This window comes from Pseudarthrobacter enclensis (assembly GCF_001457025.1).
GTDB classification, from domain to species: domain Bacteria; phylum Actinomycetota; class Actinomycetes; order Actinomycetales; family Micrococcaceae; genus Arthrobacter; species Arthrobacter enclensis.
Map to the genome: position 1 here is coordinate 177563 of NZ_KQ758602.1, position 26655 is coordinate 204217.

Below are 26655 nucleotides of genomic sequence, written 5' to 3' on the forward strand. Positions count from 1 at the left end.
GCCCTTACTTTGCGGGGTTGTGCGTGCCGATGGGCACCAGGGTCAGGTCCGGGTGGTTCTTTTCGATCCGGCGCAGGGCCCAGACGTCGTTGAACAGGGCGAGGTATTCGCCGTCGGACCGCAGCAGCACCTCCGCGCCGATCACGTTGGCCAGGGCAGGCATGGCGTCCGCCGTCGTGATCCTGGCCAGCGAGTAGGGCAGGCGCTCCAGGCGCATGGGGGCGCTGAAGTCGTGCGCCATGCGGTCCTCCACCACTTCGAACTGCATGGGGCCGACGGCGGCGAGCACGGGCGCCTGGTCCCCGCGCAGGTCGGAGCGCAGCACCTGGATGACGCCCTCATGCTCGAGCTGTTCGATGCCGCGGCGGAACTGCTTGAACTTGCTGGGGTCCTTGGAGCGTGCCACCTGGAAGTGTTCCGGGGCGAACAGCGGGATGGCCGGGTATTCCACGGGTTCCTCGAGGAAGAGGCTGTCGCCGACGCGCAGCGAGGACGCGTTGACCAGGCCCACCACGTCGCCGGGGTATGCCTCGTCGATCACTTCCCGTTCACGGCCGAACACCTGCTGGGCGTACTTGGTGGCAAAGGACTTGCCGGTGCGGGTCTGGGTGACCACCATGCCGCGTTCAAAGACGCCGGAGCAGACACGGATGAAGGCCACATGGTCGCGGTGGGCTTTGTTCATGCCGGCCTGGACCTTGAACACGAATCCGGAGAACGGTGATTCAACGGGGCGGGGGCTGCCCTCGACGTCGGGGCGGGGCGCAGCGGGCGGGGCGAAGTCCACCAGTGCGTCGAGGAGTTCCTTGACGCCGAAGTTGAGTGCGGCCGAGCTGAAGAGGATGGGGGTGGCTTTGCCGGCGTGGAAGGCGTCGACGTCGAACTCGAGGTTGGATTCGATGACCAGTCCGGCCTCGTCCACGGCGTCGGACCAGTTGCTGCCCTGGCTCTCCGCGGCTTCTTCCGGGGTGAAGTACTCCGTGAGCGCGATCTGCGCACCGGCGTTATTGCGCTGGAACCGGGCGAAACGGTCATTGCGGAGGTCCCAGACGCCGCGGAAGTCGCCGGAAATGCCCACGGCCCAGGTCAGCGGCATCGGCTGCAGGCCGGTACGCTCGGTGATCTCGTCCATGAGGGCCAAAGCGTCCAGGCCCGGGCGGTCCCACTTGTTGATCACGGTGATGATGGGCAGGTTCCGCTGCTTGCAGACCTCGAACAGCTTCATGGTCTGGGTTTCCAGGCCCTTGGCGGCGTCCACCAGCATCACGGCGCAGTCGACGGCGGCAAGTACGCGGTAGGTGTCTTCGGAGAAGTCGGCGTGGCCGGGGGTGTCCAGCAGGTTGATGACGGTGTCCCGGTAGGAAAACTGCAGGGCCGCGGAGCTGATGGAGATGCCGCGGTCCTTCTCCATCTGCATCCAGTCAGAGACGGTTTCCTTGCGGTTGGCCTTTCCGCTGGAGGCGCCGGCGGTGCCGATCACCTTGGCGTGCAGGGCGAGGGCTTCCGTGAGCGTGGACTTGCCGGCGTCGGGGTGGGAGATGACGGCAAAGGTCCTGCGGCGGCCCGCTTCCTTGTGAATCGCATTGATCCGGGCGGGGGTCAGGACATCTTGGGACACGGTGCTACTTTCGCTGCGGGTGCGGCCGGAAACAGCCAAAAGACAATTTTATCGCAGGGCCGCAAACCGGCGCCGGTCCGCTTAACACCCGTGAAACCAGCAGTTCAAAGCCGCGAAACGGGCGGCCGCTAGCGTGGCGGCATGACGAACCCCGGCAGCCCTTTCCACGATCCTTTCACCACCGGCCTGGCGCCCGCCCGCATGCATGAGCACGGCTCCGGCCACGCGGACGCCGGCTCCGGCAAACGCGGTGTTCAGACGCCGGCCGAACTCAAGGCGCTCCGTGCCGCCTCACTGGCCAAGGTCAGCGAGGACCTGCAGCGGATGATGCGCGCCCGCGCCCGCTGACCCTGCCCGGGCCTCCCGCACCCCGGGCCGTCACCGCCTCGCGCGGCTTCCGGCACGGACAGGCCCGTTCCGCGGGATGATGGGTGGATGCGCAGCATAGAGCTGGTGTTCGACGACGCAACGGAGTCCGCCATCACTGCCGACTGGTCGCGGCTTGCAGCGGCGGGCCTTCCCAGCCTTGCCTCACATACTGCCCCCAGCAACCGGCCGCACATGACCCTGGCAGCCGGCGGCGGACTGCTGGTTCCCGACACCCTCGAGGTGTTCCGCGGCACCCTGCCCCTGGACGTCGCCTTTTCCGGGGTGCAGGTGTTTGCCGGCGGCCGGTACAAGTACGTCCTGGCCCGTTCCGTGGTGCTGTCCACCGCCCTTGCCCAGGTGCACCGGGACCTCCACGCCACCATCGGAGGTGCCGTGGCGTTGACGCTGCCGGGCGCCTGGACGCCGCACGTCACCCTCGCCCGGCGGGTCACGGGCGAACAGCTGGGACGCGCCCTGGACCTCCTGGACCTGCCCTTCGAAGGACGCATTGAAGGGGCCAGGCTCTGGGACAGCAGCACGAAGTCGGTCACCGCACTCTAGCCACGGCACCCGGCATGACGGGCCGCCGGCCCTTGGCGCCGTTGCCCGAAAAGTGCACCTTCCGCGCAGCACGCCCCGCCCGCGGTCCTGCCACTTCCCGGACACCCCCCATGGTGCACTTTGGGGCTTGCCCGTGCGGAATTGGGTGGGTGATGGCCCTATCATTGAGCTTGCGGGAAAATGAGTACTTTTGGTCCGGCCTTAGAGGCGCAGGTACCGGCATTCTTGCGGGGTGTTGTGCCCGCACCTTTGAAGGGAAAAACTTATGGCGCGGAGCCCCGAAGAATCACTCAGGGCGACTCTGGGCCGGGTGGCCCCCGGAACTCCCCTCCGCGACGGACTTGAACGGATCCTCCGCGGGCGCACCGGCGCACTGATCGTTCTGGGTTCGGACCGCACCGTTGATTCGATCTGTTCAGGCGGCTTCGATATCGGCATCGAATTCTCCCCCACCCGCCTGCGCGAGCTGGCCAAGATGGACGGCGCCATCATCTGCGACAAGGACGCCGGCAACATCCTGCGCGCCGCCGTGCAGCTGGTCCCGGATTCCAGCATCGAAACCCAGGAATCGGGCACCCGCCACCGCACCGCGGAACGGGTGGCCATCCAGACCGGTGTCCCGGTGATTTCCGTCAGCCAGTCCATGCAGATCATCGCTCTGTACGTGAACGGGCTCCGGCACGTGCTGGAAGGATCCGAGAAGGTCCTGGCCCGCGCCAACCAGGCGCTGGCCACGCTGGAACGGTACCGCGCCCGCCTGGACCAGGTCACCAGCTCCCTCTCCGCCCTGGAAATCGAGGCGATGGTCACCGTCCGGGACGTTGCCGTGACACTCCAGCGGCAGGAAATGGTCCGCCGCATCTCGGAGGAAATCTCGCAATACGTCCTGGAACTTGGCGAGGACGGCAGGCTCCTGTCCCTCCAGCTCGATGAGCTGACAGTCGGCCGGGGCCCCGGCAGTGATGTGATCATCCGCGATTACGCCGGCCCGGACGCCTCGCCGGAGGACATCGACAAGGCGGTCAACGCCCTGCTCAACCTTGGTCCCACGGAACTGATCGACCTCGGCAAGATTTCGGGCATCATCGGTTTCGCAGGCGGCGTGGACACGCTCGACGCCGTCGTCCAGCCCCGCGGCTACCGGCTGCTGTCCGGACTCAAGGCGGTGCCGAAGGCTGTGGCGGACCGCCTGGTGGACCACTTCGGCGGGCTGCAGTTCCTCATGGCCGCCACGATTGACGACCTCATGACAGTGGACGGCATCGGCGACCAGCGCGCCCGGACGGTCCGCGAAGGCCTCAGCCGGATGGCCGAAGCAAGCCTGCTGGACCGCTTCCTCTGACGCCGCCCGTTTGAGGGGCGGTTGCACCGGCAACCGGCGCAGCATTCGGGTCCAGTTGGAATGTCCTAGTTCAGCTGGAACACCGCTTTGGGGCTGGCCTTGGAGCCGAGCTTGGCGGTGAAGATGTAGTAGGCGCCGCCGGTTCCGGGCCTGGCCGCCACCGCCTGGCACCCCTCCACTGTTCGGTTCCGCTGCCAGGTGAAGTTGGCTGTTTCGCTGGCACCGGGCGCCAGGGTCTTTTCGAGGTCCTCGCTGGCGGCCTGGCAGTCCTTGGAGGAGAAAACCCTGTCCGCACCGCTGGTGACCAGGAATTCCATCTGCGAGGTTCCCAGGTTCACCTCGCAGGGCACGGTGTTGCCGTTGGTCACCTTCAGCGTGAGCCGCGGGTTCTCGCCATCGCCGTAGGCGGCTTTGTCCGTTGAGGCGGACACTGTCACCAGGTTCTGGTTGCAGCCCGGGGTGGCGGACGGTGTGGGCGTCGGCGTGGCGGAAGCAGTGCCCGACGCCGAAGCCTGGTCTTCAGCGGACGCGGACGGTGCCGCCGTGGTCGGGGCCGTTGAGGAGGCTTGCTCGGACGTTCCACCGAACATCCCGGAGACGGCAAATCCGGTCACTACCAGGGCGATGGCCATCAGCAATGCGCCACCGACGAACAGGCGCCGGCGCCGGTACACGGCAGCGCTCGGCTTCCGGGCACCGCCGGAGCCGGGTGCCGTTGCCGTGCCTCGTGCTGGTGGATTGCCTTGCCTGCCCATCTTCCTAGGCTAGGGAACGTCCCGGGTTCTGCCCTTCCACCACGCCGCCGGCACCCCATTGCTCTGGTCACATCCTGTTTTCCGGCACGGGAAAGGCATCCATTACAGTGTTGGCATCGATACTCAAGCCCCCTCAGCCGCCGCTCCTGCGGGAGTACCGCCACGCCCTGCCGGCCGGCCGCTCCTGGACGACCTGCACCGCCGCATCACCGGCTGGTTCGCTGAGACCGCCCGCGACCTGCCGTGGCGGGACCCGGACTGCTCCGCCTGGGGGGTGCTGGTCAGCGAGATCATGCTCCAGCAAACTCCCGTGGTGCGTGTCCTCCCGGTCTGGGAACAGTGGCTGGAGCGTTGGCCGGCTCCTGCGGACCTTGCCACTGAGCCCGCAGGTGAAGCCGTCCGCTCGTGGGGCCGGCTGGGATACCCGCGCCGCGCCCTCCGGCTGCATGCGGCGGCCACGGCCATCGTGCAGGACCACGGCGGCAGGGTCCCGGACACCTACGCGGAACTGCTGGCCCTCCCCGGGGTGGGCAGCTACACCGCCGCTGCGGTGGCCGCCTTCGCTTACGGCCGGCGGGAAACGGTGGTGGACACCAACATCCGGCGGGTGCATGCCCGGCTGGTCACCGGCACCGCCTTGCCCGCCCCCGCGCTGACGGCCGCGGAGATGCGGCTGGCCGCCTCGCTGCTGCCGGACGACGGCGCGGCCTCCGTCCGCTGGAACGCGGCGGTCATGGAGCTGGGCGCCATGGTCTGCACTGCCAGGTCTCCCAAATGCGCCGCCTGCCCGGTGAAGGACTCCTGCGCGTGGCTCGCCGCCGGTGAGCCGCCGCCGTCGTACATCCCCAAAGGCCAGGCGTGGCACGGCACCGACCGCCAGGTCCGCGGAGCCGTGATGGCCGTACTGCGCCAGGCGGACACACCGGTCCCGCCGGAGATGTTCCACCAGGCGCCAGCCGACCTTGGTTTCGCCCCGGAAGGCGTTGGGGTTCCGCTGGCGGCACTGCACCGGCTCAACTCGGCTCCCGAGCAGCTGGAGCGGGCGCTGGCCGGGCTGCTCAACGACGGCCTGGCCGAGATCCACGATGGCGGCTACCGGCTGCCCGCGTGACCGGCGGCCGGGGTGGCATACTTCTTGGTGACCGGAACCGGGGGAAGCCTTGAGAATCATCCTTTACATCGTGTGGGCGCTCTTCGTCGCGGCCGCTGTCTTTGCCATGATCCATGCGCTCCGCAGGACCCGGCGCCAGGAACAGCTGATGGCCAGCTGGCCCAAGGTGCAGGCGACCGTCACCGGCAGCGTTGCCGGGTGGACCAGCGGCGGAGGCGGTTCCAGCCGCAGCCGCCGGTTCTTCCCCACCTACCAGTTCACGGACCCGCGCGGGACCCTGTTCATGGGCAAGTCCGAGATCTCCACCGCCGCAGCACCCGCCCCGGGCTCTTTGATCGAGGTCGCCTACAACCCGGCCAACCCCAACGAGTCGCTCCAGGTCTCGCCTGCACCCCGGACCACCCTTGGCTGCCTGATCCCGTTTTTCGCGGTCTTCGCGCTGGCCCTGCTCTGGTTCATCAGTGCCTTTCCGTTGCCCTCATAACAATGCCGGCACCACTTTGCCGGGGCCGGCCCCAGCCCGCTCCGGCGGGCCTACGCTGAAGACGTGCGCACACGGCTGCTTTTGGCATTGATCGCGACGGCGGGGCTCGCCACGGGCTGCGGCCCCGAGGCCGCAGGGTGCCCGGCCATCGCCCAGGCCACCGCCGTGTCGGTGACCGTCACTGCTGGCTACGCGCCCGTGGTCGACAGGCTGCATGTGAAGGCCTGCCAGGACGGTGCCTGCAAGGAAGGCGACGTCGGGCTCACCCCCGGCAGCGCCAGCGTCGACCAGGGCTGCACCCGGGAGGGTGTTTGTTCGGCCACCGCATCGCCGGACGGGACAAAGATCGGGATGCTGGCGCTCGATACGCTGACGGAGTCGGCGATGGCCGTGACGGTTTCGGGAACGGCGGCCGACGGCGCCGCACTGCCGGTCCGCACGCTCGAGTTCCGGCCGCGTGCCAATTACCCGTTCGGGGAACAGTGCGGAAAGTTCGTCACGGCGTCAGTGGTGCTGGACCGGGACTACCTGCGGGAACCCGGCTGACCGGCATTTGGGCGAACCAGCCTAGAACAGCGCCGGCTGGCTGAACGGAACCGCCCCGGAGCCCTCCCCGGGCGCCAGCGGATGCGGATGCCACTCGAAACCAAGGTCGGCCAGCAGTTCTTCCACCGACATCTGCCCGTCCAGCACTTCGATCATGGGGGAGTTGTCTTCAGGGTGGAGCTGTTCCATGCCTTCGAGCTTATGGGCACGGTCCGGCCCGGAGCCGCGGACACACCGGACCGGCCGGATTGTGGCCGGCGTCCCCCTGCCGCACCCCCGGCTACGGCTCCCCGAAGCCCGCCTGCACCAGCCCGCCCACGTAGTTCACGGCCCGCTCGGCATCAGCGCCCCACGCCTCCACGTGGAGCACCGACCCCTTGCCCGCTCCGAGCGTCATGAGCGCCGTCATGGATGCCCCGTCCACGCCGTTGACGGTGACGTCCGCCTCAAGCGATGCCAGCCCGCCAGCGATCTTGGCGGCCGGCCTGGCGTGCATCCCGGCCTGGTTGACCAGTTCGAAGTCGCCGGTGAAGTCCGGGCCCTGCCCGGTGACCGGCCCCTCGGCCACCAGCTGCTGCCCCAGGGGCCCGTCAGGGTGGGCCGGCCCGCGGGCACCTTCTGCGGCACGCTTGACGGCCTGGACGTCCGCCCCGCCCTCGGCTGCCACGGCGGCGGCCACGAGCCCCTCCACCAGGGGAGCATCGGCCAGCAGGAACCCGGCGGGGTCGTCCACAAACTCAAGCGCCGATTCGGCGGTCATCACCGCTGAGCCCAGGTCGGCCAGGATGACGGCTCCGTCCCCGCCGGCGGCCTTGTCCAGGGCTGCCATGACTTTCTCCAGGCTGGTGCCGATCCTGCCGTCCCCGGTCCCGCCGGCCGGCAGGATCAGGACCTTCGGTGCCATTTGCGCGGCGAGTTCCGCGGCGCCGTCGGCAATTTTTTCACTGTGCGAGACCACTACCAGGCTGACTGTCACGCGGCGGCCTCCACGGCAGCCCGGAGGATCAGTGCGCTGGAAACCGCGCCCGGGTCCCGGTGGCCGGCGCTGCGTTCGCCCAGGTAGCTGGCCCGGCCCTTGCGCGCCACCATGGGGTCGGTGGCCACAGCCCCGGCCTCAGCCGCTTCCGCGGCGGCCACCAGGACTGCCAGGTTGTCCGCGTTGCCGCCGTCCGCGGCGTTACGGGCGGCGTCGACGGCGGGGGTCCAGGCGTCCACCATGGTCTTGTCGCCGGGCTCGGCCTTGCCCCGTGCCACAATGCCGTCCCTTGCTGCGGCCAGCGCCGCCGCCCACGCCGGCGGATCAATCCGGGCGGCATCGCCCAGTGACGTGGCCGCACGGAGGAAGGCCGTGCCGTAAAGTGGCCCCGCCGCGCCGCCCACCGTGGACATCAGCGTCATGGCAGTCAGCTTCAGCGCCGCCGACGGCGTCTCGGGCGGGCCATCGGCCAGCTTGGCCAAGACCGCTTGGAAGCCGCGGTCCATGTTTTCCCCATGGTCGGAATCGCCGATGGCACGGTCCAGTTCGATCAGCTCCACGCGGTGTTCGGCCATTGCCTCGGCACAGAGCTGCAGCCATTTCACGGTCCAGGCGATGTCCAGCTCCATGGTCAGGCGCCCCAGCGGAGGGCAGCGGTGTGGACAGGAGCATCCCACAGGCCGGTCAGCTCGTCATCCAGTCGGAGGACGGAGATGGAGCAGCCCTGCATTTCCAGCGCGGTGATGTAGTTGCCCACCAGGGAGCGCTCCACCGTGGCGCCGTTGTCCGCGAGGACCTGCGCCGCGCGCCGGTAGACGATGTAGAGCTCACTGAGGGGCGTACCACCCATGCCGTTGACGAAGAGCAGCACTTTGTCGCCGGAGCCGATCTTCAGGTCTGCCAGGACCGGTTCAAGGAGGCGGTCGGTGATGCCGTCGGCGTTCTCCAGGGGAATGCGGTGGCGTCCGGGTTCCCCGTGGATGCCGATCCCGATCTCGATCTCGTCGTCAGCCAGGTCGAAGCTTGGGGAGCCGGCGTGCGGCACCGTACAGGCGGACAGTGCCACGCCCATGGTCCTGACGTTGGCGTTGACCCGTTCGCCGATGGCGGCCACGGCGTCCAGGTCGTCACCGCGCTCAGCGGCGGCACCGGCAATCTTTTCCACCAGTACCGTGCCGCCCACACCACGGCGTCCTGCGGTGTAGAGAGAGTCCTCCACGGCAACGTCGTCGTTGACCAGGACGGTCCGAACGCTGACGCCTTCGGCTTCGGCAAGTTCGGCCGCTGTCTCGAAGTTCAGCACGTCACCGGTGTAGTTCTTGACGATATGGACGACGCCGGCGCCGGAGTTCACGGCGAGGGTCGCCGGGAGGATCTGGTCCGGCGTGGGCGAGGTGAACACCGCCCCCGGCACGGCGGCGTCGAGCATTCCGAATCCGACGTAGCCGGCGTGCAGGGGTTCGTGCCCGCTGCCTCCGCCCGAGACCAGGCCCACTTTGCCGCTAACCGGCGCGTCCTTGCGCGTAATGTACGTGGGATCTTCGTTGATCGTGACGAGGTCTGCGTGGGCCTGCCCGAAGCCCTGCACGGATTCCGTGACAACGGACCTGGGATCGTTAATGAGTTTCTTCATGGCGGTGCTCCTGGCTGTGCTGTGCTCCTGGAGGATGACAATCCCGACCCTACTACCGGCAAATGGGCCTGCGATAGGGTCCGGCCTGGCCCGGGCACAGAAAAGGGACAGCCCCCAATGACTGTCCCTTTTCCTGGGCCCCCCAACCCGGCCGGAACCCAGTTTATCCATCAATTCGAGTAAAAGGAAGTGCAGGTGGAAGGGCAGTTTGCACTCTGCTGATGCTGTTGGCGCGGGGCCAGGCTCCTACAGGGAGCGGATCATCCTGGTGTTGCCCAGAGTGTTGGGCTTGACGCGGGCAAGGTCCAGGAACTCCGCCACGCCTTCATCATGGGAGCGCAGGAGCTCGGAATAGACCACCGGGTCCACGGCGGACTGGTCCGCCATCACTTCGAAGCCGTGGCGTTTGAAGAAATCGACTTCGAAGGTCAGGCAGAAGACCCGGGCCACCCCGAGGGCCCGGGCCTGCTCCAGCAGCTTTTCCACCAGGACATGCCCCACTCCCCTGCCCCGCCAGTCGGAGGCCGCCGCCAGGGTGCGGACCTCGGCGAGGTCCTCCCACATGACGTGCAGCGCGCCGCAGCCGATGACCTCACCGGCGTCCGATTCGGCGATCAGGAATTCCTGGAGGCTTTCGTAGTAGGCAACGGTTTCCTTCGCCATCAGGATCCGCTCCTCGGCCAGGGGCTCCACCAGCCTCTTGATGGCGGGGACGTCGGTGGTGCGTGCTGGGCGTATCTGGAAGGAATCGGTCACGGATTCAATCCTACGAGGCCAGGGAGCCAGTGGGGATGCAGGAGCAGGCGCCGGCAAATGCCTCGGCCGACGGCGCCGGGCCGAGCCGACTGATTCAGCGGCCCAGTTCGGGCGGCAGCTCCACCTCCTGGCCCAGGACGTTCTTTGCCAGGAACCACTCCACCACGCGGTACCAGACTTTGGCGTGCTGCGGCTGCAGGATCCAGTGGTTCTCATCCGGGAAGTAGAGGAAGCGGTGGGGAGTCTGCCCGTCCTGGTCGGCGGGGAGCCTGGACTTGGACAGCAGCTCGTACCAGAGCCTCAGGCCCTCGCCGATGGGTACCCGGTAGTCCTTGTCGCCGTGGATCACCAGCATGGGAGTGGCGATATTCTCCACGTGGAGGTGCGGAGAATTCTCCATCGCCATTTCTTCGGTCATTTCCTTGAGCCAGTACTGCGAGGCGTCGGTGGTGGGGCCGAACTGGTCCAGAGCCCAAAGGCTTGCATGGGTGACCACTGCCTTGAACCGGTCCGTGTTGCCTGCCACCCAGTTGGCCATATAGCCGCCGAAGGATCCGCCCATGGCGGCTGTCCGGGTTTCGTCGATGTCGGGCCGTTCCACGGCCACGTCAGTGACGGCCATCAGGTCCGTGAACGGCGCCTTGCCCCACTCCCCCCAGCCGCGCTGGATGTTCGCCTGCCCATAGCCAGTGGACAGGGCCGGGTCCGGGAGCAGCACCGCGTAGCCCTTGGCCGTCATCAGCCACGGATTCCAGCGCCATGTCCACGCGTTCCAGGACCCCAGGGGGCCGCCGTGGATCCAGAGCAGCAGCGGCGCGGGGGACGCGGGCGTTGCTCCGTCCGGCAGGGCGAGGTAGGCAGGAACCCGGGACCCGTCCGGTGCCGTGGCGGCGATCCGTTCCAGCCTGCCCGGGCAGGCCGGCCTTTCCACCGGCCCCGGCAGGCGCGTCGTCTCGCCGGTCGCCAGGTCGATCCGCACGGCCTCGGCCGGGAACTCGTAGGAGCTGCGGAGCGCATAGGCGTAGCGTCCCTCGGGTGAGACCACCACGTCGGAGTAGGCGGCGGCGTCCTGCGTCAGCCGCGTGACACCCACTTCGGCGGCAGCAGCCGGAACGCTGATCCGGAATACCGGCGACGCGCCGTCGTCGTCTGCCGTGACCAGGAGTCCGGACCCGTCGGGCAGCCAGGCAGCCGGGTGGGGCCAGCGGTCCCAGTCGTGGGCCAGGGGCAGCAAACCATCGCCGGCACCGGCGTCCCCGGAGACATCGAGCAAGTGCAGCCGGATCGCGGGCGCCTGGCGGGGAGTGGAATCGCTTTCGCTGACCACGGCCAGGGTGCGGCCGTCCGGACTGACCGGGCCGGGGAAATAGCTCATGCCTTCGCGGTCCAGCAGCACCTTCATGCTGCCTGAGGCCACGTTCACGGCGACCAGCACCGAGCGGCTGTCCGCCTTCGCGAGGGGCTTGGTGTAGCTGGTGTAGATGGTGCGGCCGTCGGGGCTGACTACAGTGTCGGCCTCGCGGAGCCGCGGGCCGGCGTCGGGAGTCAGGTTGCGGAGCGCCAGCGGGGCCGCGGCGTCGACGGTCGCCGGCTTCCCGCATGCGGTGTCACCGCCAGGCTCCACAGCGAAGAGCCTTGGCTGGCCGGGGCCCAGGTCTGCGTCCCAGTAGCGCACCGGGTACTCGCTGTGCAGGATGGCGGAGACTTTCCTGTCCTTGCGGACCTTGCGGCGGTCAGCATCATCCTCCTCGTTGGTGGACCCTGCCAGGACCTCGGCCGCGACGAAGGTGGCATCGGCGGCCTTGGCCGTCAGCACCTTGCTGATGCCGCCCGGCCGGCTGAGGACCACCCGCGCTTCGCCGCCATCGGCCGGCAGGAGCCACAGCGCGCTGACGGGTTCGTCGTCGGGGCTGTCCGGGTCGGGGCGCGCGGACGTGAAGTACACGTCCCCGTTGGCGGCGAACGCAGCGCCGGCCTCGCCCTTGGCACTGCGGGTGATGCGGCGGGCATGCTTCTGGCCGGTCGGATCCAGTTCCCACAGCGCCGTGGCGAACGCCGTACCCTTGCCGTTCAGGGTGCTCACGGTGGTGACCAGCCGGGAGCCGTCGGGGCTCAGTGCCAGGCCGCCTACCCGGGGGATGGACAGGTAGTGGTCGAGGTCGTGGAAGGGGGTCAGTGGTTGCTCGTCCGGGATCGCCGGATTCTCGTTAGCCATGCATCCGATTCAACACGCTATGTGCTGCCGATCACAGCCGCCACACGGCACCCGCCGCATGCCCGGGCGCCTCCCCCGCGGTTGGGGCGCGCCGCCACCGGGGCCATTTGCCGCTTGCTGCTCGTTCCTCGCTTTGACGCAAGCTACACAAATGACCCCGGCGCCTGCGCTAGGAGCCGCGCACAGGACGTGCCACGACAGGATGGGACTCAAGCGGCCCTGGGCCGCATAAGCGTTGTTGGCCAGCAACGCTTATGCGGGTCCGGGCCGTTCTTAGCCAAAAGCCCGTGCGCATGAGGTGGCGGGTATCAGGGATTTATGCAGGCGCCGGGAAATCTCTGGTGGCCGTCACCGGGCTCAACCACGGACGGTGGGTTTAACGGAGAAAGCCCCGCCGCTCCTGGTGAACTGCTCCCCGGAAGTTGGACTGAAAATTCAGTTTCGACTTCCGGGGAGCAGTTTTGCGTTCAAGTAGTTCTTTGTCGGCCGATCAGCGCGCAACGGCTGTAGCGTGGTTTGAGAAGGGCCTTGCATACACGGCGACAGCCACCATGCTGGGTGTGTCTCGTGACTCTAGTGGGCCTGTTAAGAGGCTGTATCGGCGGTGGAGGATCCATGGGCAAGGTGCGCTGGTGACGAAGCCTGCTCAGTCATACACGTTCGAATTCAAGCTCGCCCTGGTGCATCGGTTCCTCGCGGGTGAGACTGCACCGGCCTTGGCTGAAGAGGCCGGCTTATCTTCGGCCCTGGTACTCAAGTCGTGGGTGCGTACCTACCGTCGTGAAGGCGTGGACGCCTTACGCCCCAAGCCCAAGGGCAGACCCCGGAAGCCGGACTCCCCACCGCCTGCAGAAGTATCCGAGCTAGAAAGGCTACGGCGGGAGAACGAACGCCTGCGGGCCCAAGTCGCGTATCTGGGAAAATTGCGAGCCTTGAGGGCTTCAAAACAAAGGTGAAGGTCCAGGCCCTCATCGCCCTCAAGGCTGACTTCCCGCTGCCGCTTCTTCTTCAGGTCTCGGGCCTGGCGCGATCCACGTTTTTCTATCACCAGGCGCGCCTTCAAGTCCCTGACCCGCAAGAGGAGCTCAAGGCCTCCATCAGGGAGATCTTCAAGAAGAACCATGGCCGATACGGGCACCGGCGGGTGCACAGGGAGCTGCTCAATCTTGGCTGGGTGGTGGCAAAAAAGACCGTGCTGAAGTTGATGCGGGCACTCGGCCTGTTCTGCAAGGTCCGACGCAGGAAGCGCTGCAGCTCCTACCAAGGCGAGCAAGGCATGATCGCGCCGAACCTCCTGAACAGGAAGTTCGATGCGACTGCACCCAACCAGAAGTGGGTCACTGACGTGACAGAGTTCAGCGTCGGAGACCGCAAGCTCTACCTCTCGCCTGTCATGGACCTCTTCGACCGGCAAATCATCTCCCACAGCATCAGCACATCCCCGAACCTGGATCTGACTAACAACTCCTTGCGTGCAGCGTTGGAATGTTTGGAGCATGGGCAGCAGCCACTCGTGCATTCCGACCAGGGATTCCAGTACCAGCACATCTCGTGGCGCACCCTTTTGGCGAACGCCGGCGCAGTCCAATCAATGTCCCGCAAAGCCAACTGCTACGACAACGCCGTGATGGAAAACTTCTTCGGACACCTCAAGGAAGAACTCTTCCACCGTGTCCGCTTCCTTAACACTGAAGCCCTAACGGCAGCACTGCACGAATACATCCACTGGTACAACACCGAGCGAATATCCACCAAGCTCAAAGGCTTGAGCCCGGTACAGTACCGCGCCCAGATGCTTGCGGCCTAGCTCCCTTTTCCCAACGGTTAGTGGGACGGCTCCTTGCCCCAGGATCCGGTCTACTGAGGGTCCTCCGGCCGCTCGGGTGGCGTTCGGCGCGTTTCTTTTCGCCTCGAAAGCCATTCCTGACGGTATTGATCCGTCTTTGCTGCCTGACGTCCGCCCCACCCGGCTCCAAAGTACCCGCCGAGAAAGATGCAGATCATCAAAAGTGCCGCACCTGCAGACTCAGGACCGAAAAGCCATGTAGAGCCGAACGTCACCACAGCAATGATCAGCAAAGAGATGAGTATCTTCAGAAGCACTCTCATCGACGCTGCCCTCAATTCCCTTGCGATACCGGGAGTCTACGACCGTGAGCCCGCCTCGAGTAGCCCCTTGTGATGCTGCGAAGCTGGTGCTCACTAGCCGGACATAGAACCTTCAGCAACGACGGAAGTCCCCGTCCAAACGGGACGGGGACTTCCGTGAAGAGTCGGCGCTAACCACTAGAGTGGAGCTCGCACATTTACGAGTCCAACTTTCGGGGACCAGTTCATGGTGGAGTGGCGGGGCTTTCGGGACTGCCGGAGCCTAGTGGCTCGGGGCGATTTCCGGGATGCGCGGCTTGGCGTTGCCGGCGAAGGTGAACTTCGCATCGTCGCCTTCGCCTTCGACATCCACTACGACGATGTCGCCGGTGTGGATCTCGCCGAAGAGGATCTTCTCGGACAGCTGGTCCTCGATCTCGCGCTGGATGGTGCGGCGCAGCGGCCGGGCACCCATGGCGGGATCGTAGCCGCGGGTAGCCAGGAGGACCTTGGCGGCCTTGGTCAGCTCGATGCCCATGTCCTTGTCCTTGAGGCGCTTCTCCAGGCGGGTAACGAACAGGTCCACGATCTCGATGATCTCGTCCTGGGTGAGCTGCGGGAACACCACGACGTCGTCAACACGGTTGAGGAACTCGGGGCGGAAGTGCTGCTTGAGTTCCTCCGTGACGCGGGCACGCATGCGGTTGTAGCCGGTCTGCGTGTCGGTGCCGGACTGGAAGCCCGTGGCGACACTCTTGGAGATGTCCCGGGTACCCAGGTTGGTGGTCATGATGATCACGGTGTTCTTGAAGTCCACCACGCGGCCCTGGGAGTCGGTCAGGCGGCCGTCTTCCAGGATCTGCAGCAGCGAGTTGAAGAGGTCCGCGTGGGCCTTTTCCACCTCGTCGAACAGCACCACGGAGAACGGACGGCGGCGGACCTTCTCGGTCAGCTGGCCACCCTCTTCGTAGCCCACGTAGCCCGGAGGGGCACCGAAGAGCCGCGAAACGGTGTGCTTCTCGGAGTACTCGGACATGTCCAGGGTGATGAGGGCGTCCTCCTCACCGAACAGGAACTCCGCAAGTGCCTTGGCCAGCTCGGTCTTGCCGACGCCGGTGGGGCCGGCGAAGATGAACGAGCCACCGGGACGCTTGGGGTCCTTGAGCCCTGCACGGGTGCGGCGGATGGCCTGGGACAGTGCCTTGATGGCCTCGTCCTGGCCCACCACGCGCTTGTGCAGTTCCTCTTCCATCTTGAGCAGCCGCGAGGACTCTTCCTCGGTCAGCTTGAAGACGGGGATGCCGGTGGAGTTGGCCAGCACCTCGGCGATGAGATCCTCATCCACCTCGGAGATGTCGTCCATTCCGCCGGACTTCCACTGGCGCTCCTTCTCCGCGCGCTCGGAAATCATCTTCTGCTCCTTGTCGCGGAGCGAAGCTGCACCCTCGAAGTCCTGGGCGTCGATGGCGGATTCCTTCTCCATCTTCAGCTTGGCGATGCGCTCGTCCATGGCCTTGAGCTCCGGCGGAGCGGTCATGCGGCGGATGCGCAGCCGGGCGCCGGCTTCATCGATGAGGTCGATGGCCTTGTCGGGGAGGAATCGGTCCGAGATGTAGCGTTCGGCGAGGCTCGCGGCGGAGGCCAGGGCGCCGTCGGTGATGGTGACGCGGTGGTGTGCCTCGTACCGGTCCCGCAGGCCCTTGAGGATCTCGATGGCGTGCGCCACGGAGGGTTCCTTGACCTGGATGGGCTGGAAGCGGCGCTCCAGGGCGGCGTCCTTCTCGATGTGCTTGCGGTACTCGTCCAGCGTGGTGGCACCGATGGTCTGCAGCTCGCCGCGGGCCAGCATGGGCTTCAGGATCGAGGCGGCATCGATGGCACCCTCGGCGGCGCCCGCACCCACCAGGGTGTGGATCTCGTCGATGAACAGGATGATGTCGCCGCGGGTGCGGATTTCCTTGAGTACCTTCTTCAGGCGCTCTTCGAAGTCACCGCGGTAGCGGGAACCTGCCACCAGCGAACCCAGGTCCAGGGTGTAGAGCTGCTTGTCCTTGATGGTCTCCGGGACATCGCCGCGGACGATCGCCTGGGCGAGGCCCTCGACGACGGCGGTCTTGCCCACGCCGGGCTCACCGATCAGGACGGGGTTGTTCTTGGTGCGGCGGGAGAGGACCTGCATGACGCGTTCCATCTCCTGCTCGCGCCCGATGACGGGGTCGAGCTTGTTCTCGCGCGCAGCCTGGGTCAGGTTGCGGCCGAACTGGTCCAGCACGACGGAACCGGCAGGAGCGCCTTCTGGCTGGCCGCCGCCGACGCCTGCGCCGGTGGTCTCCTTGCCCTGGTAGCCGGAGAGGAGCTGGATGACCTGCTGGCGGACCCGGTTGAGGTCAGCACCGAGCTTGACCAGGACCTGGGCTGCGACGCCCTCGCCCTCGCGGATCAGGCCGAGCAGGATGTGCTCCGTGCCGATGTAGTTGTGGCCGAGCTGGAGGGCTTCGCGGAGGGAAAGCTCCAGCACCTTCTTTGCGCGGGGCGTGAAGGGGATGTGGCCGGACGGAGCCTGCTGGCCCTGGCCGATGATCTCCTGCACCTGCTCGCGAACGCCGTCGAGCGAAATGCTCAAGGACTCAAGAGCTTTGGCGGCAACGCCCTCACCCTCATGGATCAGACCCAAGAGGATGTGTTCGGTACCGATGTAATTGTGGTTCAGCATGCGTGCCTCTTCTTGGGCAAGCACAACTACGCGACGGGCACGGTCCGTAAATCGCTCAAACATTTCGCCACACTCCTAGCTACGACGTACTTTGATGCTACGGGGCGGACCCGGTCTTGGGGAGCGTGTTCGCCACAGGGGAAACCCACACCCTTTTCAGGGGTGCAACCAAGGTTGGCCCCAGGACGTTTGCCTATGGCGCGGCCCGACCCTGAGGGCTGCCGGTATCCCCCTGCCTTGACAGCCCTATGGGGAGCATTTCCCGCCCGGGTGGCGTCGCTGCGGAATGACTTCCCGGCGGCGCCGGGAATTAGGACATCGGCAAAACAGGCCTTACCGGCCCCCAAATCCCTGGCATATACCGCGCGGATCCCGGCGGCGCCGGCATTTCCCCTCGCGGCGCGCGCGGGATAATACCGCGAATGAAGCGGCCGCCCTTAATGCCGGGCACGCAAAATTTCACAGAAAACATTCAGCTGCGTGTGCCACAGGCAGGTTATCCCGGCGGTGACGAAGACGGGTTTCCCCTGTTCCCCGCCTGCTGCGCGTAAAAAGCAAGGCCCCGCTCCCCGGAATCGGGGAGCGGGGCCTGAAACAGGATCCCTTGCGGATGCTAGGAATTGGCCTTTTGGTAGGCCTCCTGGATTTCCGCCTGAATACGGCCGCGGCTGTTAACGGTGTACCCGTTATCCCGGGCCCACTGGCGGATTTGCGCCGAGTCATGGCTGCGGCCCCCGGAAGGAGCCTTGGTCCGGGCGGCTGTGCGGCCCCCCGAGGTCTTGCGTGCAGCGTCGATAAAACGTTCGAGTGAAGACCGGAGCTCGGTGGCATTTGCCGCCGACAGGTCGATCTCGTAGTTGACCCCATCGAGGCCGAACTTAACATTCTCGTCTGCGGATCCCCCATCCAGATCATCAACGAGGATGATGTTTACTTTCTGTGCCATTAAAGGTCTTCCTCTTGCTGGAAAGTTTGCTGTTCAGAAAAGCAGGATGTTTCCCAAAAGAATTATCGCCCTTCTAATGGCAGCACGTCAAAGCGTCAATAGGTTCCATGGGGATAACAGGGGGAGATAGGGGATTTTTCTATTTGGCGTCCGGCTCGGCAGGGTTGGCCAGCGTCCGCGCATCCGCTTCTGCCTGCGCCTGCGCTTCGGCCTGCCGTTCCGCTTTATCCGCGTTAAAGACAGACTTCATGGCAAACCAGAACAACAGGCCCACAACAATGGAGGGGAGCAGGACTGCTACATATTCCATGGTCAGTGTCCTTCCGGCTTAAGAAGTGGGAACAGGATTGTTTCGCGGATACCCGCCCCGGTGAACAGCATGACCAAACGGTCGATGCCCAGGCCGATGCCGCCCATGGGCGGGGCACCGTATTCGAGTGCGCGCAGGAAGTCCTCGTCCAACTGCATGGCCTCAACGTCGCCGGCGGCGGCATGCATCGACTGCTCGGTGAGCCGCTCGCGCTGGATGACGGGGTCGATCAGCTCCGAGAAGGCGGTGCCGCGCTCCATGCCGCCGATGATCAGGTCCCACGCCTCGATCAGCCGGCCGTCCTCGCGGTGCGGGCGTGCCAGCGGCTGGGCGGACGGCGGATAGTCGTAGACGAACGTGGGGTTCAGCAGGGTGGGCTCCACGATCTCGCCGAAGAGTTCAACCACGAGTTTCTCGGCGTCCCACTTGGGATCCACCTTGACCTCATGCTTTTCCGCGATTCCGCGAAGCACCTCGACGGACGTCTCCGGCGTGATCTCCTGCCCAACGGCGTCGGACAGTCCCGGATAGACGGCCAGCCATGCCCACTCGCCGTCGAGGTTGATCTCTCCGGCCTCCGTCTGGATGGTGCGGCCGGCGCCTACGGCGTCTGCGGCGTCGAGGATGATCTCCTTGATCCGCTGCGCCATGACGAACTGGTCCGCCCACGCCTCGTAGCACTCCAGCGTGGTGAATTCCGGGCTGTGCGTGGAGTCCACGCCTTCGTTGCGGAACACCCTGCCCATGTCGTAGACGCGGTCGATGCCGCCCACCACGGCGCGCTTGAGGTACAGCTCGGTGGCGATGCGCAGGGTCATCTTCTGGTCGAAGGCGTTCATGTGCGTCTCGAACGGCCGCGCCAGGGCGCCGCCGTGGACCAGCTGCAGGATGGGCGTCTCCACCTCGACGTACTGGTGGCGGAACAGCGTCTCGCGGATGGAACGGGTGATGGCCGCGCGGGTGTAGACCATTTCGCGGGCTTCATCGCGGACCATCAGGTCCACGTAGCGCTGGCGGACGCGGGTTTCCTCGTTCAGCTCGGCGTGCAGCACCGGCAGCGGGCGCAGGGCCTTGGAGGCCATGGACCAGGATTCGGCCATGATCGACAGTTCGCCGCGGCGGGACGAGATGACCTCACCCTTGATGAACACGTGGTCGCCCAGGTCGACCAGGGCCTTCCAGTCGGCCAGCGCTTCCTCGCCGATGTTGGCCAGGCTCAGCATGGCCTGCAGGCGCGTTCCCTTGCCGTCGGTGCCGCCCTCCTGGAGCGTGGCGAAGCACAGCTTTCCGGTGTTGCGGACGAAGACCACGCGGCCGGTGACGCCGACGATGTCGCCGGTGGTGTCGTCAGCTTCCAGGTGTGCATACTTCTCGCGGATTTCCGAGAGCGAGTGGGTCCGCTCAACACCCACGGGGTAAGCCTCGGCGCCGCGCTCGATGAGCTTGGCGCGCTTTTCCATGCGGATCCGCATCTGCTCGCTGGCATCGAGGGGCTCGGGGGCATTCTTGGGCGCGGGGGTGTTTTGGGAAGTCACAATCATCAAGTTTACCGGGCATTACAAAACCGGGTTTTCAGCTCCCTTGCAGGCATGCGCCCTAGGATGGGCGGGTGAAAGAACGGGTCCTTCCAACGCACGACGGCGGCCACCTGGCCTTGTACAGCTACGGCACCGAGGACGCACCTGGCGGGAAGAGGGTGGTGCTGATCGGAGGCGCCTTCCTCACCGCGCTGATCTACCGCCCGTTCTCCATCGCGCTGGCAAAAGGCCTGGGGGACGGCTGGGCCGTGGACGTCTACGACCGCCGGGGCCGCGGCAGCTCCTCCGGGCAGCCGGCCGGCTATTCAATGGCCACCGAGATCGAGGATGTCCGCACGGTGCTGGATGCCACCGGAGCCCGCAACATCCTGGGCCACAGCCTGGGCGGGTCCGTGGCGCTGAACGCCGTCCAGGAATTCACCGGAAGCTCCCACGTGCCGGACAAGCTGGCGGTCTACGACGCCGCGGTGAACATCGACGGCAGCATCGACATCAAGTGGCTGGACGGGTTCGAGCGGGCCGTCAACGAGGGCAGGGTGGGCCACGCCCTGGCGCACATGAAGAAGGCCACCAGCCCGGGCTCCGCCATGGCGCGGATTCCCGAGCCGGTCCTGGCCGGGTTGATGGCGCTGCTGTCGCGGACCAAGGTCAACAAGGTCTTCCGCCAGGTCATGCCCAGTGCCGTGGGCGAACTGCGGGCGGCGTACAACGAGAAGGACCATGCCCGGGACTTCAGCGTGCTGCCGGACGGCACCCATTTCATGGCAGGCGGGAAGAGCCCCAGCTACTACAAGGTGACGGCCGAACGGCTGCACGCAGCGGTTCCGGGCAGCACGTTCCAGCTCTCACCCAAGTGCTTCCACGGCTCCATACCCGCAGCGGTGAAGGAACTCGTGACGGACATCTCCGGGTACTTCCGGGGCTGACTCCTTCCCCGCTGCCGCAGCGGCGCCGCCGGTGTCATTGCGCCTCCGGTGTCATTGCGCCGCCGTTCAGGTTGCTCCGATAGGCTCAGGACATGACGCGCGAGAACATCAGGACCCCCGACGGCGGAACTCTGGAGCTCTTCACCACCGGGGCCAACCTGGCCTCCGGCGGCTCAGGCGTGGTGGTGGTGCCGCCGTCCATGGTGACCGCGGCCGACTACACGAAGTTCGCCCAGAAGCTGAGCGCAGCACTGGGCAGGCCGGTGCACACGTTCAACCGCCGCGGCCGGGGTTCCTCGTCACCGCAGCCCGAGGACTACACCCTCGATGTGGACATCCGCGACCTCGACACCGTCATGAAGCACACCTCCAGCACCGATGTCTTTGGCCACAGCTTCGGTGGCGCGGTGGCCCTGCACGCCGCACGGACGCTCCCCGTGGAGCGCCTGGCCGTTTACGATCCCGCAGTGTCCGTCAATCAGTCGGTCAAGGCGGACTGGATCGGCGAGTACGAGGCTGCCGTCGCCGCCGGTGACGACGACCGCGCCCTGGCCGTGATCCAGCGCGGCCTCGAAGCCCCGGGGCCGCTATCCTCCCGGATGCCGCTGTCCATGATGACCCTGGCCAACAAGCTGACCGCAGGGACCTCCGAGGGCAAGCAGCAGCGTGAGCTGATGCGCACCGGCGTCCGCGAGATCAAAGCGATCATCGCCGCGGACATGCCGGCCGAACCTTTCCTGGCTTTGCCGCTGGAAACGCTGATCGTGGTGGGGGAAAAGAGCCCGGCCTACTTTGGCGTGGCCTGCGGCCAGATCCACGACGTCCTCTCCGGCTCCAGCTACACCATCCTGCCGGGCTATGGGCACGACGGCGTCATCAAGGCGCCGGACAAACTGGTCAAGGAACTGAGCGACTTCTACTCCGGCTGAACCGGCACGAAAAAGCCGCTGCCAACATCGGGAGCAACGGCTTTTCTGGTTGGGCCTTAGCTGGTCAGTGCGCGGGGCCGTGGCCCGCTCCGGCGCCTTCGGTCTTGCGCATCATCGCGGACAGTACGACGGCGGCGAAGGCTATGACGGTTGCCGTCATGAAGGCGGCGCTCATCCCGGCGACGAGTCCCGACGTCGCGCTCACCACGGAGAAGATGGATACCAGCAGCGCCGTGCCGGCGGCACCGGCAACCTGCTGCGTGGTGCTCATGATCGCCGACCCATGCGAGTACAGGTGCGGCGGCAGCGGGTTCAGGCCGGTGGTGAATGCCGGCGTGAAGAGCAGGGCCAGGCCGAAACTCAACCCCACGTGCAAGGTGACGATCCACCAGACCGGTGTGCCGGCGTCGAGCATGGAGAACTGCCACAGCGTGATCACCATGAGGATGGATCCGCTGACTGTCAGCGGCAGCGGCCCCACCTTGTCGAAGGCGCGGCCGATCACCGGGCCAAGGAGGCCCATGGCGAGGCCTCCGGGCAGCAGCGCCAGTCCTGTTTCCAGCGACCCCAGGCCGCGGACTTCCTGCAGGTACAGCGGCAGCAGGATCACCCCTCCGAACAGGGCCATCATGGCCACCACCATCAGCAGCACCGAGACGGTGAACATCCGGAAGTTGAAGGCCCGCAGGTCCAGCAGCGGAGCCTCGGTCTTCTGCAGCCGGGCCTGGCGGAGGACGAACACGGCAAGCGCGGCCACACCGATCACCAGGGCCGCGACGGCTCCGGCGCTGGGACCGGCCTGGCCGCCGTGGCCGCCGCCGATCTGGCTCAGGCCGTACACCAGGCCGCCGAACGCGGGCACGGTAAGGAGCACGGACAGGACGTCCAGCTTCGCCTTCTCCACCTCACCCACGTTGGTGAGGTACTTGGCGCCGATGGCCAGGGCCACCAGGGCCACGGGGAGGACGAACACGAACATGAAGCGCCAGGTGAAGTGCTCGAGGATCAGCCCGGACACGGTGGGACCCATGGCCGGCGCCACAGAAATCGCGATGCTGACGTTGCCCATCACCGCGCCGCGCCTGGCCAGCGGGACGAGCGTCAGGATGGTGGTCATCAGCAGCGGAAGCATGATGGCGGTTCCGCCGGCCTGGATGATGCGGGCCAGCAGCAGGATCCCGAAACCCGGGGCGACGGCGGCCAGCGCGGTGCCGCCGGCAAATAGCCCCATGGCCAGCATGAAGACGGCCCGGGTGGAAAGGATCTGCAGGATGAAACCGGTAGTGGGAATGACCACAGCCATGGTGAGCATGAAGCCGGTGGAGAGCCACTGGACGGTGGGGGCATCCACCTGGAGATCCACCATGAGCCGCTGCAGGGCCACGTTCATGATGGTTTCGTTGAGGATCACCACGAAGGTGGCCACCAGCAGCGTGCTGATAATGGTCACCGACTCGCGGGACATTTTCTCCGGCGCGGCGGGGGTGGCTCCTTCCGCCTGGACGTGCTGTCCTTTGGCGTTGGGAGAGACTTCGGTAGACATGAGTGTTCCCTCAGGGAGAGTGGTGAGTGATGCGCGAACCTGGCCGCTGCAGATGCCAACACTCTACCGGCTGGAGTAATTCCTCCGCACCGGATTTTTTCTCAAACCCTGAGGGAACAGCAGGTGTCAGGCGGTCTGGCCCGCGTGCTGGCCTTCGGAGATTTCCTCCACCAGCTTGCTGTTGAAGGCGGGCAGGTCATCGGGGTTGCGGCTGGTCACCAGGCCCTGGTCCACCACCACTTCCTGGTCCGTCCAGTTGGCGCCTGCGTTCTTCAGGTCCGTTTCCAGGGTGAAGTAGGACGTGACGTTCCGGCCGCGGATTACCCCGGCGTCGATCAGCAGCCACGGTCCGTGGCAGATGGACGCCACCGGCTTGTGCTGCTCGAAGAAACTGCGGGTGAAGCTCTGCGCGTCCTTGTCCACCCGCAGGTGGTCGGCGTTGACGACGCCGCCCGGCAGGACCAGCGCGTCAAAGTCGGAGGCGTTGGCATCTGCCACCGTCAGGTCGACGTCGAAAGTATCGCCCTTGTCCGTGCCGTTGTATCCCTGCAGCTTGCCGCTCTTCGGTGCCACGAGGGTGGGCTCGCCGCCGGCGTCCTTGACCGCCTGCCACGGGCTGGTCAGCTCGATCTGCTCCACGCCGTCCGTGAGCAGGAACGCGACCTTCTTGCCTGCGATGCTGTGTTCTGACATTGTTCCTCCTCGCTTGAAGCGGGCCGGCGTCCACCCGTCCGGGAGCACGCCGCACTGCTTCGAGAGTTGTTTGCCTGACGGATTCCAGCCTAGGAAATCCAAAAGTAATAAGCAAGCTGATTATCTTGTTGGAAGCGTGGATTGCTGGAAGCCCCGCAACAAAGCGTGGAGATACGGGCAAGGCGGCTGCACCAAGCTCCCTGGAACGTACGACGGCGGAGGGCGGCTTTCGCTTTTGGCCTCGGCTTTCGGAGCGGGGCCTTGGAGGTTGGCAGCCGGGACCGCAGGTCCTGGCGACGACGGCGGGTATCGAGGCGCTTGTGAGAGGCTGTCAGGAAACACACTCTGGGGGAATCTTGATCTCGATAATCGCTTCAATTGCCGCATTTGCTGTACCGGCGCTGGTCCTTGGCGTCTTGCTCTATTGGATTATTCGCTTGGGCGTGAAACATGGGCTGAGGTCGTACGACCTTGAGAAGGCCCGAAATTCCGGGACAGCAATCTAGGAATCCGTTCCTCCCTCCCCTTCCGCCGGGATGCCGCCGGAGAATCCACGGCTGTTGACTCCCCTCCCTCTGAATGTCAGACCCTCCTTGGATGATGTTGTTATGGGAAACGCGGCAGCGAAGGTGGCGGCATTGGAAGGCCTGCAGGCCTCCGTTGACGCCCTTGGCGCGCTGTTCCTGACGGACGCGGGGCTGGACCGGGCTGACCCTCATGCCGTGGACTGCGAAGCGGTCGATGTTTTGGAGCGGAAGTCGGAGCTTCGGTTGGAGCGGTTGGCGTTGTGGAGCCGGCTGGAAGCCCAGGTCGCGGCGGGGAAGGCATTGGACGCTGCGGAGTTCGCGGAGTTCCAGGAGGCGGTGACGCCGCCGGGTGCCACAGGGTCGGAGCGGGCGTTCGTGGAGATGTCCACGACGGCGGAGGTCGCCGGGGTCCTGACCCTCAGCCCGGGCGCCGCGGCAGCGTTCATCAGCCAGTCCCGGAAAGTCTGCGCGATGCCAGCGGTCGCGGGTGCGCTGGCGGCGGGGTCGATGTCCTGGCGGCACGCGGTGATCGTGGCCGACGAAGCGGACTGCCTTGCCCCGGACGGTGCCGCGGCCTTGGTGGCGCATTTCTTCGACCCGGACGCACCCCACCGTGCCCGGGGGTCGGAGCCCGGGGACCTCGTCCCGTCCCGGTTCCGCCGGAAAGTCAGGACCTGGCGCGAACGCACCTACCCCGCCTCCGTCCAGGAACGGCACATCAGGTGTGTGGCGGACCGGCGGATGGAATACCGCCCGGACGCCGACGGGATGGCATGGATCAACCTTCACCTGCCCGGGGACACCGCGTGTGCCATCTGGAACAAAACCACAGCCATCGCCCGCGGCCTGCAGGGACCCGACGAGACCCGCACCCTCACCCAGCTCCGCCCGGACGTCGCCGCAGCACTCCTGCTCGGCGCCCACACCGGTACCGCGGCCCCGGACCGGCACGACGACGGCCAACAACCAGGCAACACAGCCGGCTCCCACGACACCCGCAACCAGGTCACCGACCCCTATGCCGTTGACCTCAGCAAGATCCCCACCCCCAGGGCCGACGTCCTGGTCACCATCCCGATATTCACACTGCTGGGCAGCACCGACGAGCCAGCCGACCTTGATGGGTACGGGCCCATCCCCGCCGCCATGGCCCGGAAACTCGTCGCCAACGGGGCCCACTCGTTCTACCGGGTCCTGGTTGACCCCCGCAACGGTGCACCACTGGAGATCGGCCGGACCAGCTACCGGCTCACCGAAGCAATGAAACGCTGGATCAGGATGCGCGACGGACACTGCACCTTCCCCGGCTGCACCAACCCCAGCACCGACAACGACACCGACCACCTCACCGCCTGGCACCACCACGGAACAACAGGCGTCAGCAACCTCGCACAACTATGCCCGAAACACCACAGGCTCAAGCACAACAGCGACTGGACACCCACACCCGCCACCACAACCAAACCACCCGGCTGGACCTCACCCACAGGCCGCCACTACCCGGCCCACCAACCCGACCCACAACCACCCCACTGGCCACCAGGACTACTCACCGGCCAGCCCGACAGTCCGCTCCTGCCTGACGTTCCCCAAAGGATGGATCGACGGATGGACTTTGAACCTGGCAGCGCGCCCATCGAGCGAAACCGTGAAGCCCTGGACCCAGCAGCCTTGGACTCAGCAGCCTTGACCTCATTGGAGGAGCAGATCCTCGCGGGCCTCCCGGTATGCCCCGGATATGTCCTCGCCGACCCTCCCGACGACGACGGACTTTCCGACGGCGGAATCCCCGATGGTGCGCTGCCCGGTGAGGAGGTCATCAACCTTGAGGACCTCTCACCTGAGGACCCCCTGTGGGAAGCCTTCTATGCCACGCCATTCGTGCTGCCGCCGGACCCGTTGACGGAATGGGAATGGCAGCTGGAAACCGCCCACACCGGTTAGCCACTCGGCGCTGCGCATTAATGGTCACGGGCTGCGAACTTCCGGGCACCGGGCTGGGAAGCCAGTAACGCAGAAAGCCAACGTCCCAGGACGCCAGCAGCGCAGGAAGCCAACGTCCCAGGACGCCAGCAG

The 26655-nt window shown here is 66.3% G+C and carries 25 protein-coding genes; 11 read left to right on the forward strand and 14 right to left on the reverse strand.

All coding sequences use genetic code 11. From position 1 onward, the window contains the following. Positions 1-4: 4 nt before the first annotated feature. On the reverse strand, positions 5-1618 hold the full coding sequence (locus AS031_RS11260; RefSeq protein ID WP_058268243.1) for a peptide chain release factor 3: 1614 nt from the start codon (positions 1616-1618) through the stop codon (positions 5-7). A gap of 141 nt (positions 1619-1759) precedes the next feature. Here AS031_RS11260 and AS031_RS11265 point away from each other — a divergent pair, with 141 nt between their 5' ends. The 3 genes from AS031_RS11265 to disA all read left to right on the forward strand — a co-directional run bounded on the left by AS031_RS11265 (position 1760) and on the right by disA (position 3890). After that, positions 1760-1966: a hypothetical protein gene (locus AS031_RS11265; protein ID WP_058268244.1), complete on the forward strand. Its 207-nt coding sequence runs from the start codon at positions 1760-1762 to the stop codon at positions 1964-1966. A gap of 87 nt (positions 1967-2053) precedes the next feature. Further along, the gene (locus AS031_RS11270; RefSeq protein ID WP_058268245.1) at positions 2054-2548 is read left to right on the forward strand and encodes a 2'-5' RNA ligase family protein; all 495 of its coding nucleotides are present in this window, start codon (positions 2054-2056) and stop codon (positions 2546-2548) included. Between the two features lie 265 nt (positions 2549-2813). After that, positions 2814-3890, forward strand: a complete 1077-nt coding sequence (disA, locus tag AS031_RS11275; protein ID WP_058268246.1) for a DNA integrity scanning diadenylate cyclase DisA — start codon at positions 2814-2816, stop codon at positions 3888-3890. A gap of 65 nt (positions 3891-3955) precedes the next feature. Here the strand turns inward: disA and AS031_RS11280 are convergent, their stop codons facing one another. Then, entirely contained in the window at positions 3956-4645 is a 690-nt protein-coding gene (locus AS031_RS11280; protein ID WP_058268247.1) for a hypothetical protein, read from the reverse strand. Between the two features lie 184 nt (positions 4646-4829). On the opposite strand from AS031_RS11280, the gene AS031_RS11285 reads away from it, so the two are divergent. The 3 genes from AS031_RS11285 to AS031_RS11295 all read left to right on the forward strand — a co-directional run bounded on the left by AS031_RS11285 (position 4830) and on the right by AS031_RS11295 (position 6786). After that, positions 4830-5756 (forward strand): HhH-GPD family protein, encoded by a 927-nt coding sequence (locus tag AS031_RS11285; RefSeq protein ID WP_058268480.1) that lies wholly within the window; start codon positions 4830-4832, stop codon positions 5754-5756. A 49-nt stretch (positions 5757-5805) separates the two neighbouring features. Then, positions 5806-6240: a DUF3592 domain-containing protein gene (locus AS031_RS11290; protein WP_058268248.1), complete on the forward strand. Its 435-nt coding sequence runs from the start codon at positions 5806-5808 to the stop codon at positions 6238-6240. 63 nt (positions 6241-6303) lie between these two features. Then, a complete protein-coding gene (locus AS031_RS11295) occupies positions 6304-6786 on the forward strand; it encodes a hypothetical protein (RefSeq protein WP_058268249.1) in 483 nt (160 codons plus the stop codon). A gap of 21 nt (positions 6787-6807) precedes the next feature. Here AS031_RS11295 and AS031_RS20030 read toward each other — a convergent pair whose 3' ends face one another. The 6 genes from AS031_RS20030 to AS031_RS11320 form a co-directional block, all read right to left on the reverse strand. Beyond that, positions 6808-6975: a hypothetical protein gene (locus AS031_RS20030; RefSeq protein ID WP_169793878.1), complete on the reverse strand. Its 168-nt coding sequence runs from the start codon at positions 6973-6975 to the stop codon at positions 6808-6810. 91 nt (positions 6976-7066) lie between these two features. After that, a complete protein-coding gene (gene dhaM, locus AS031_RS11300) occupies positions 7067-7762 on the reverse strand; it encodes a dihydroxyacetone kinase phosphoryl donor subunit DhaM (protein WP_058268250.1) in 696 nt (231 codons plus the stop codon). Continuing rightward, positions 7759-8391, reverse strand: coding sequence for a dihydroxyacetone kinase subunit DhaL (gene dhaL, locus AS031_RS11305; RefSeq protein WP_058268251.1), 633 nt, complete (start codon positions 8389-8391; stop codon positions 7759-7761). The genes dhaM and dhaL overlap by 4 nt, the downstream gene beginning before the upstream one ends. Before the next feature lie 2 nt (positions 8392-8393). Beyond that, on the reverse strand, positions 8394-9395 hold the full coding sequence (dhaK, locus tag AS031_RS11310) for a dihydroxyacetone kinase subunit DhaK (RefSeq protein ID WP_058268252.1): 1002 nt from the start codon (positions 9393-9395) through the stop codon (positions 8394-8396). A gap of 246 nt (positions 9396-9641) precedes the next feature. Beyond that, positions 9642-10151, reverse strand: a complete 510-nt coding sequence (locus AS031_RS11315) for an amino-acid N-acetyltransferase (RefSeq protein ID WP_058268253.1) — start codon at positions 10149-10151, stop codon at positions 9642-9644. A 94-nt stretch (positions 10152-10245) separates the two neighbouring features. Next, the gene (locus tag AS031_RS11320) at positions 10246-12366 is read right to left on the reverse strand and encodes a S9 family peptidase (protein ID WP_058268254.1); all 2121 of its coding nucleotides are present in this window, start codon (positions 12364-12366) and stop codon (positions 10246-10248) included. Between the two features lie 551 nt (positions 12367-12917). Between AS031_RS11320 and AS031_RS20315 the strand changes: the two genes are divergently transcribed. Both AS031_RS20315 and AS031_RS11325 read left to right on the forward strand, forming a co-directional pair. Continuing rightward, entirely contained in the window at positions 12918-13322 is a 405-nt protein-coding gene (locus AS031_RS20315) for a helix-turn-helix domain-containing protein (protein ID WP_371325986.1), read from the forward strand. Then, the gene (locus AS031_RS11325; protein ID WP_058268255.1) at positions 13319-14173 is read left to right on the forward strand and encodes an IS3 family transposase; all 855 of its coding nucleotides are present in this window, start codon (positions 13319-13321) and stop codon (positions 14171-14173) included. The genes AS031_RS20315 and AS031_RS11325 overlap by 4 nt, the downstream gene beginning before the upstream one ends. A 564-nt stretch (positions 14174-14737) precedes the next feature. Here AS031_RS11325 and AS031_RS11330 read toward each other — a convergent pair. The 4 genes from AS031_RS11330 to lysS all read right to left on the reverse strand — a co-directional run bounded on the left by AS031_RS11330 (position 14738) and on the right by lysS (position 19964). Beyond that, positions 14738-17230, reverse strand: coding sequence for an ATP-dependent Clp protease ATP-binding subunit (locus AS031_RS11330; RefSeq protein ID WP_058268256.1), 2493 nt, complete (start codon positions 17228-17230; stop codon positions 14738-14740). A 550-nt stretch (positions 17231-17780) separates the two neighbouring features. Further along, positions 17781-18113 (reverse strand): histone-like nucleoid-structuring protein Lsr2, encoded by a 333-nt coding sequence (locus tag AS031_RS11335; RefSeq protein ID WP_058268257.1) that lies wholly within the window; start codon positions 18111-18113, stop codon positions 17781-17783. Positions 18114-18252: 139 nt separating this feature from the next. After that, positions 18253-18423 (reverse strand): hypothetical protein, encoded by a 171-nt coding sequence (locus AS031_RS20035; RefSeq protein ID WP_169793879.1) that lies wholly within the window; start codon positions 18421-18423, stop codon positions 18253-18255. 2 nt (positions 18424-18425) lie between these two features. Further along, positions 18426-19964 (reverse strand): lysine--tRNA ligase, encoded by a 1539-nt coding sequence (lysS, locus tag AS031_RS11340; protein ID WP_058268258.1) that lies wholly within the window; start codon positions 19962-19964, stop codon positions 18426-18428. A 68-nt stretch (positions 19965-20032) separates the two neighbouring features. Here lysS and AS031_RS11345 point away from each other — a divergent pair, with 68 nt between their 5' ends. Together AS031_RS11345 and AS031_RS11350 are read left to right on the forward strand one after the other, a co-directional pair. After that, positions 20033-20887, forward strand: coding sequence for an alpha/beta fold hydrolase (locus AS031_RS11345; RefSeq protein ID WP_058268259.1), 855 nt, complete (start codon positions 20033-20035; stop codon positions 20885-20887). Between the two features lie 92 nt (positions 20888-20979). Next, a complete protein-coding gene (locus tag AS031_RS11350) occupies positions 20980-21816 on the forward strand; it encodes an alpha/beta fold hydrolase (protein ID WP_058268260.1) in 837 nt (278 codons plus the stop codon). A 64-nt stretch (positions 21817-21880) separates the two neighbouring features. Here AS031_RS11350 and AS031_RS11355 read toward each other — a convergent pair whose 3' ends face one another. Together AS031_RS11355 and AS031_RS11360 are read right to left on the reverse strand one after the other, a co-directional pair. Beyond that, positions 21881-23359, reverse strand: coding sequence for a DHA2 family efflux MFS transporter permease subunit (locus tag AS031_RS11355; RefSeq protein ID WP_058268261.1), 1479 nt, complete (start codon positions 23357-23359; stop codon positions 21881-21883). Positions 23360-23485: 126 nt separating this feature from the next. Continuing rightward, complete coding sequence (locus tag AS031_RS11360) at positions 23486-24052, reverse strand: type 1 glutamine amidotransferase domain-containing protein (protein WP_058268262.1); 567 nt, start codon at positions 24050-24052, stop codon at positions 23486-23488. Positions 24053-24660: 608 nt separating this feature from the next. Between AS031_RS11360 and AS031_RS11365 the strand changes: the two genes are divergently transcribed. Then, positions 24661-26523 (forward strand): HNH endonuclease signature motif containing protein, encoded by a 1863-nt coding sequence (locus AS031_RS11365; RefSeq protein ID WP_058268263.1) that lies wholly within the window; start codon positions 24661-24663, stop codon positions 26521-26523. Positions 26524-26655 lie beyond the last annotated feature (132 nt).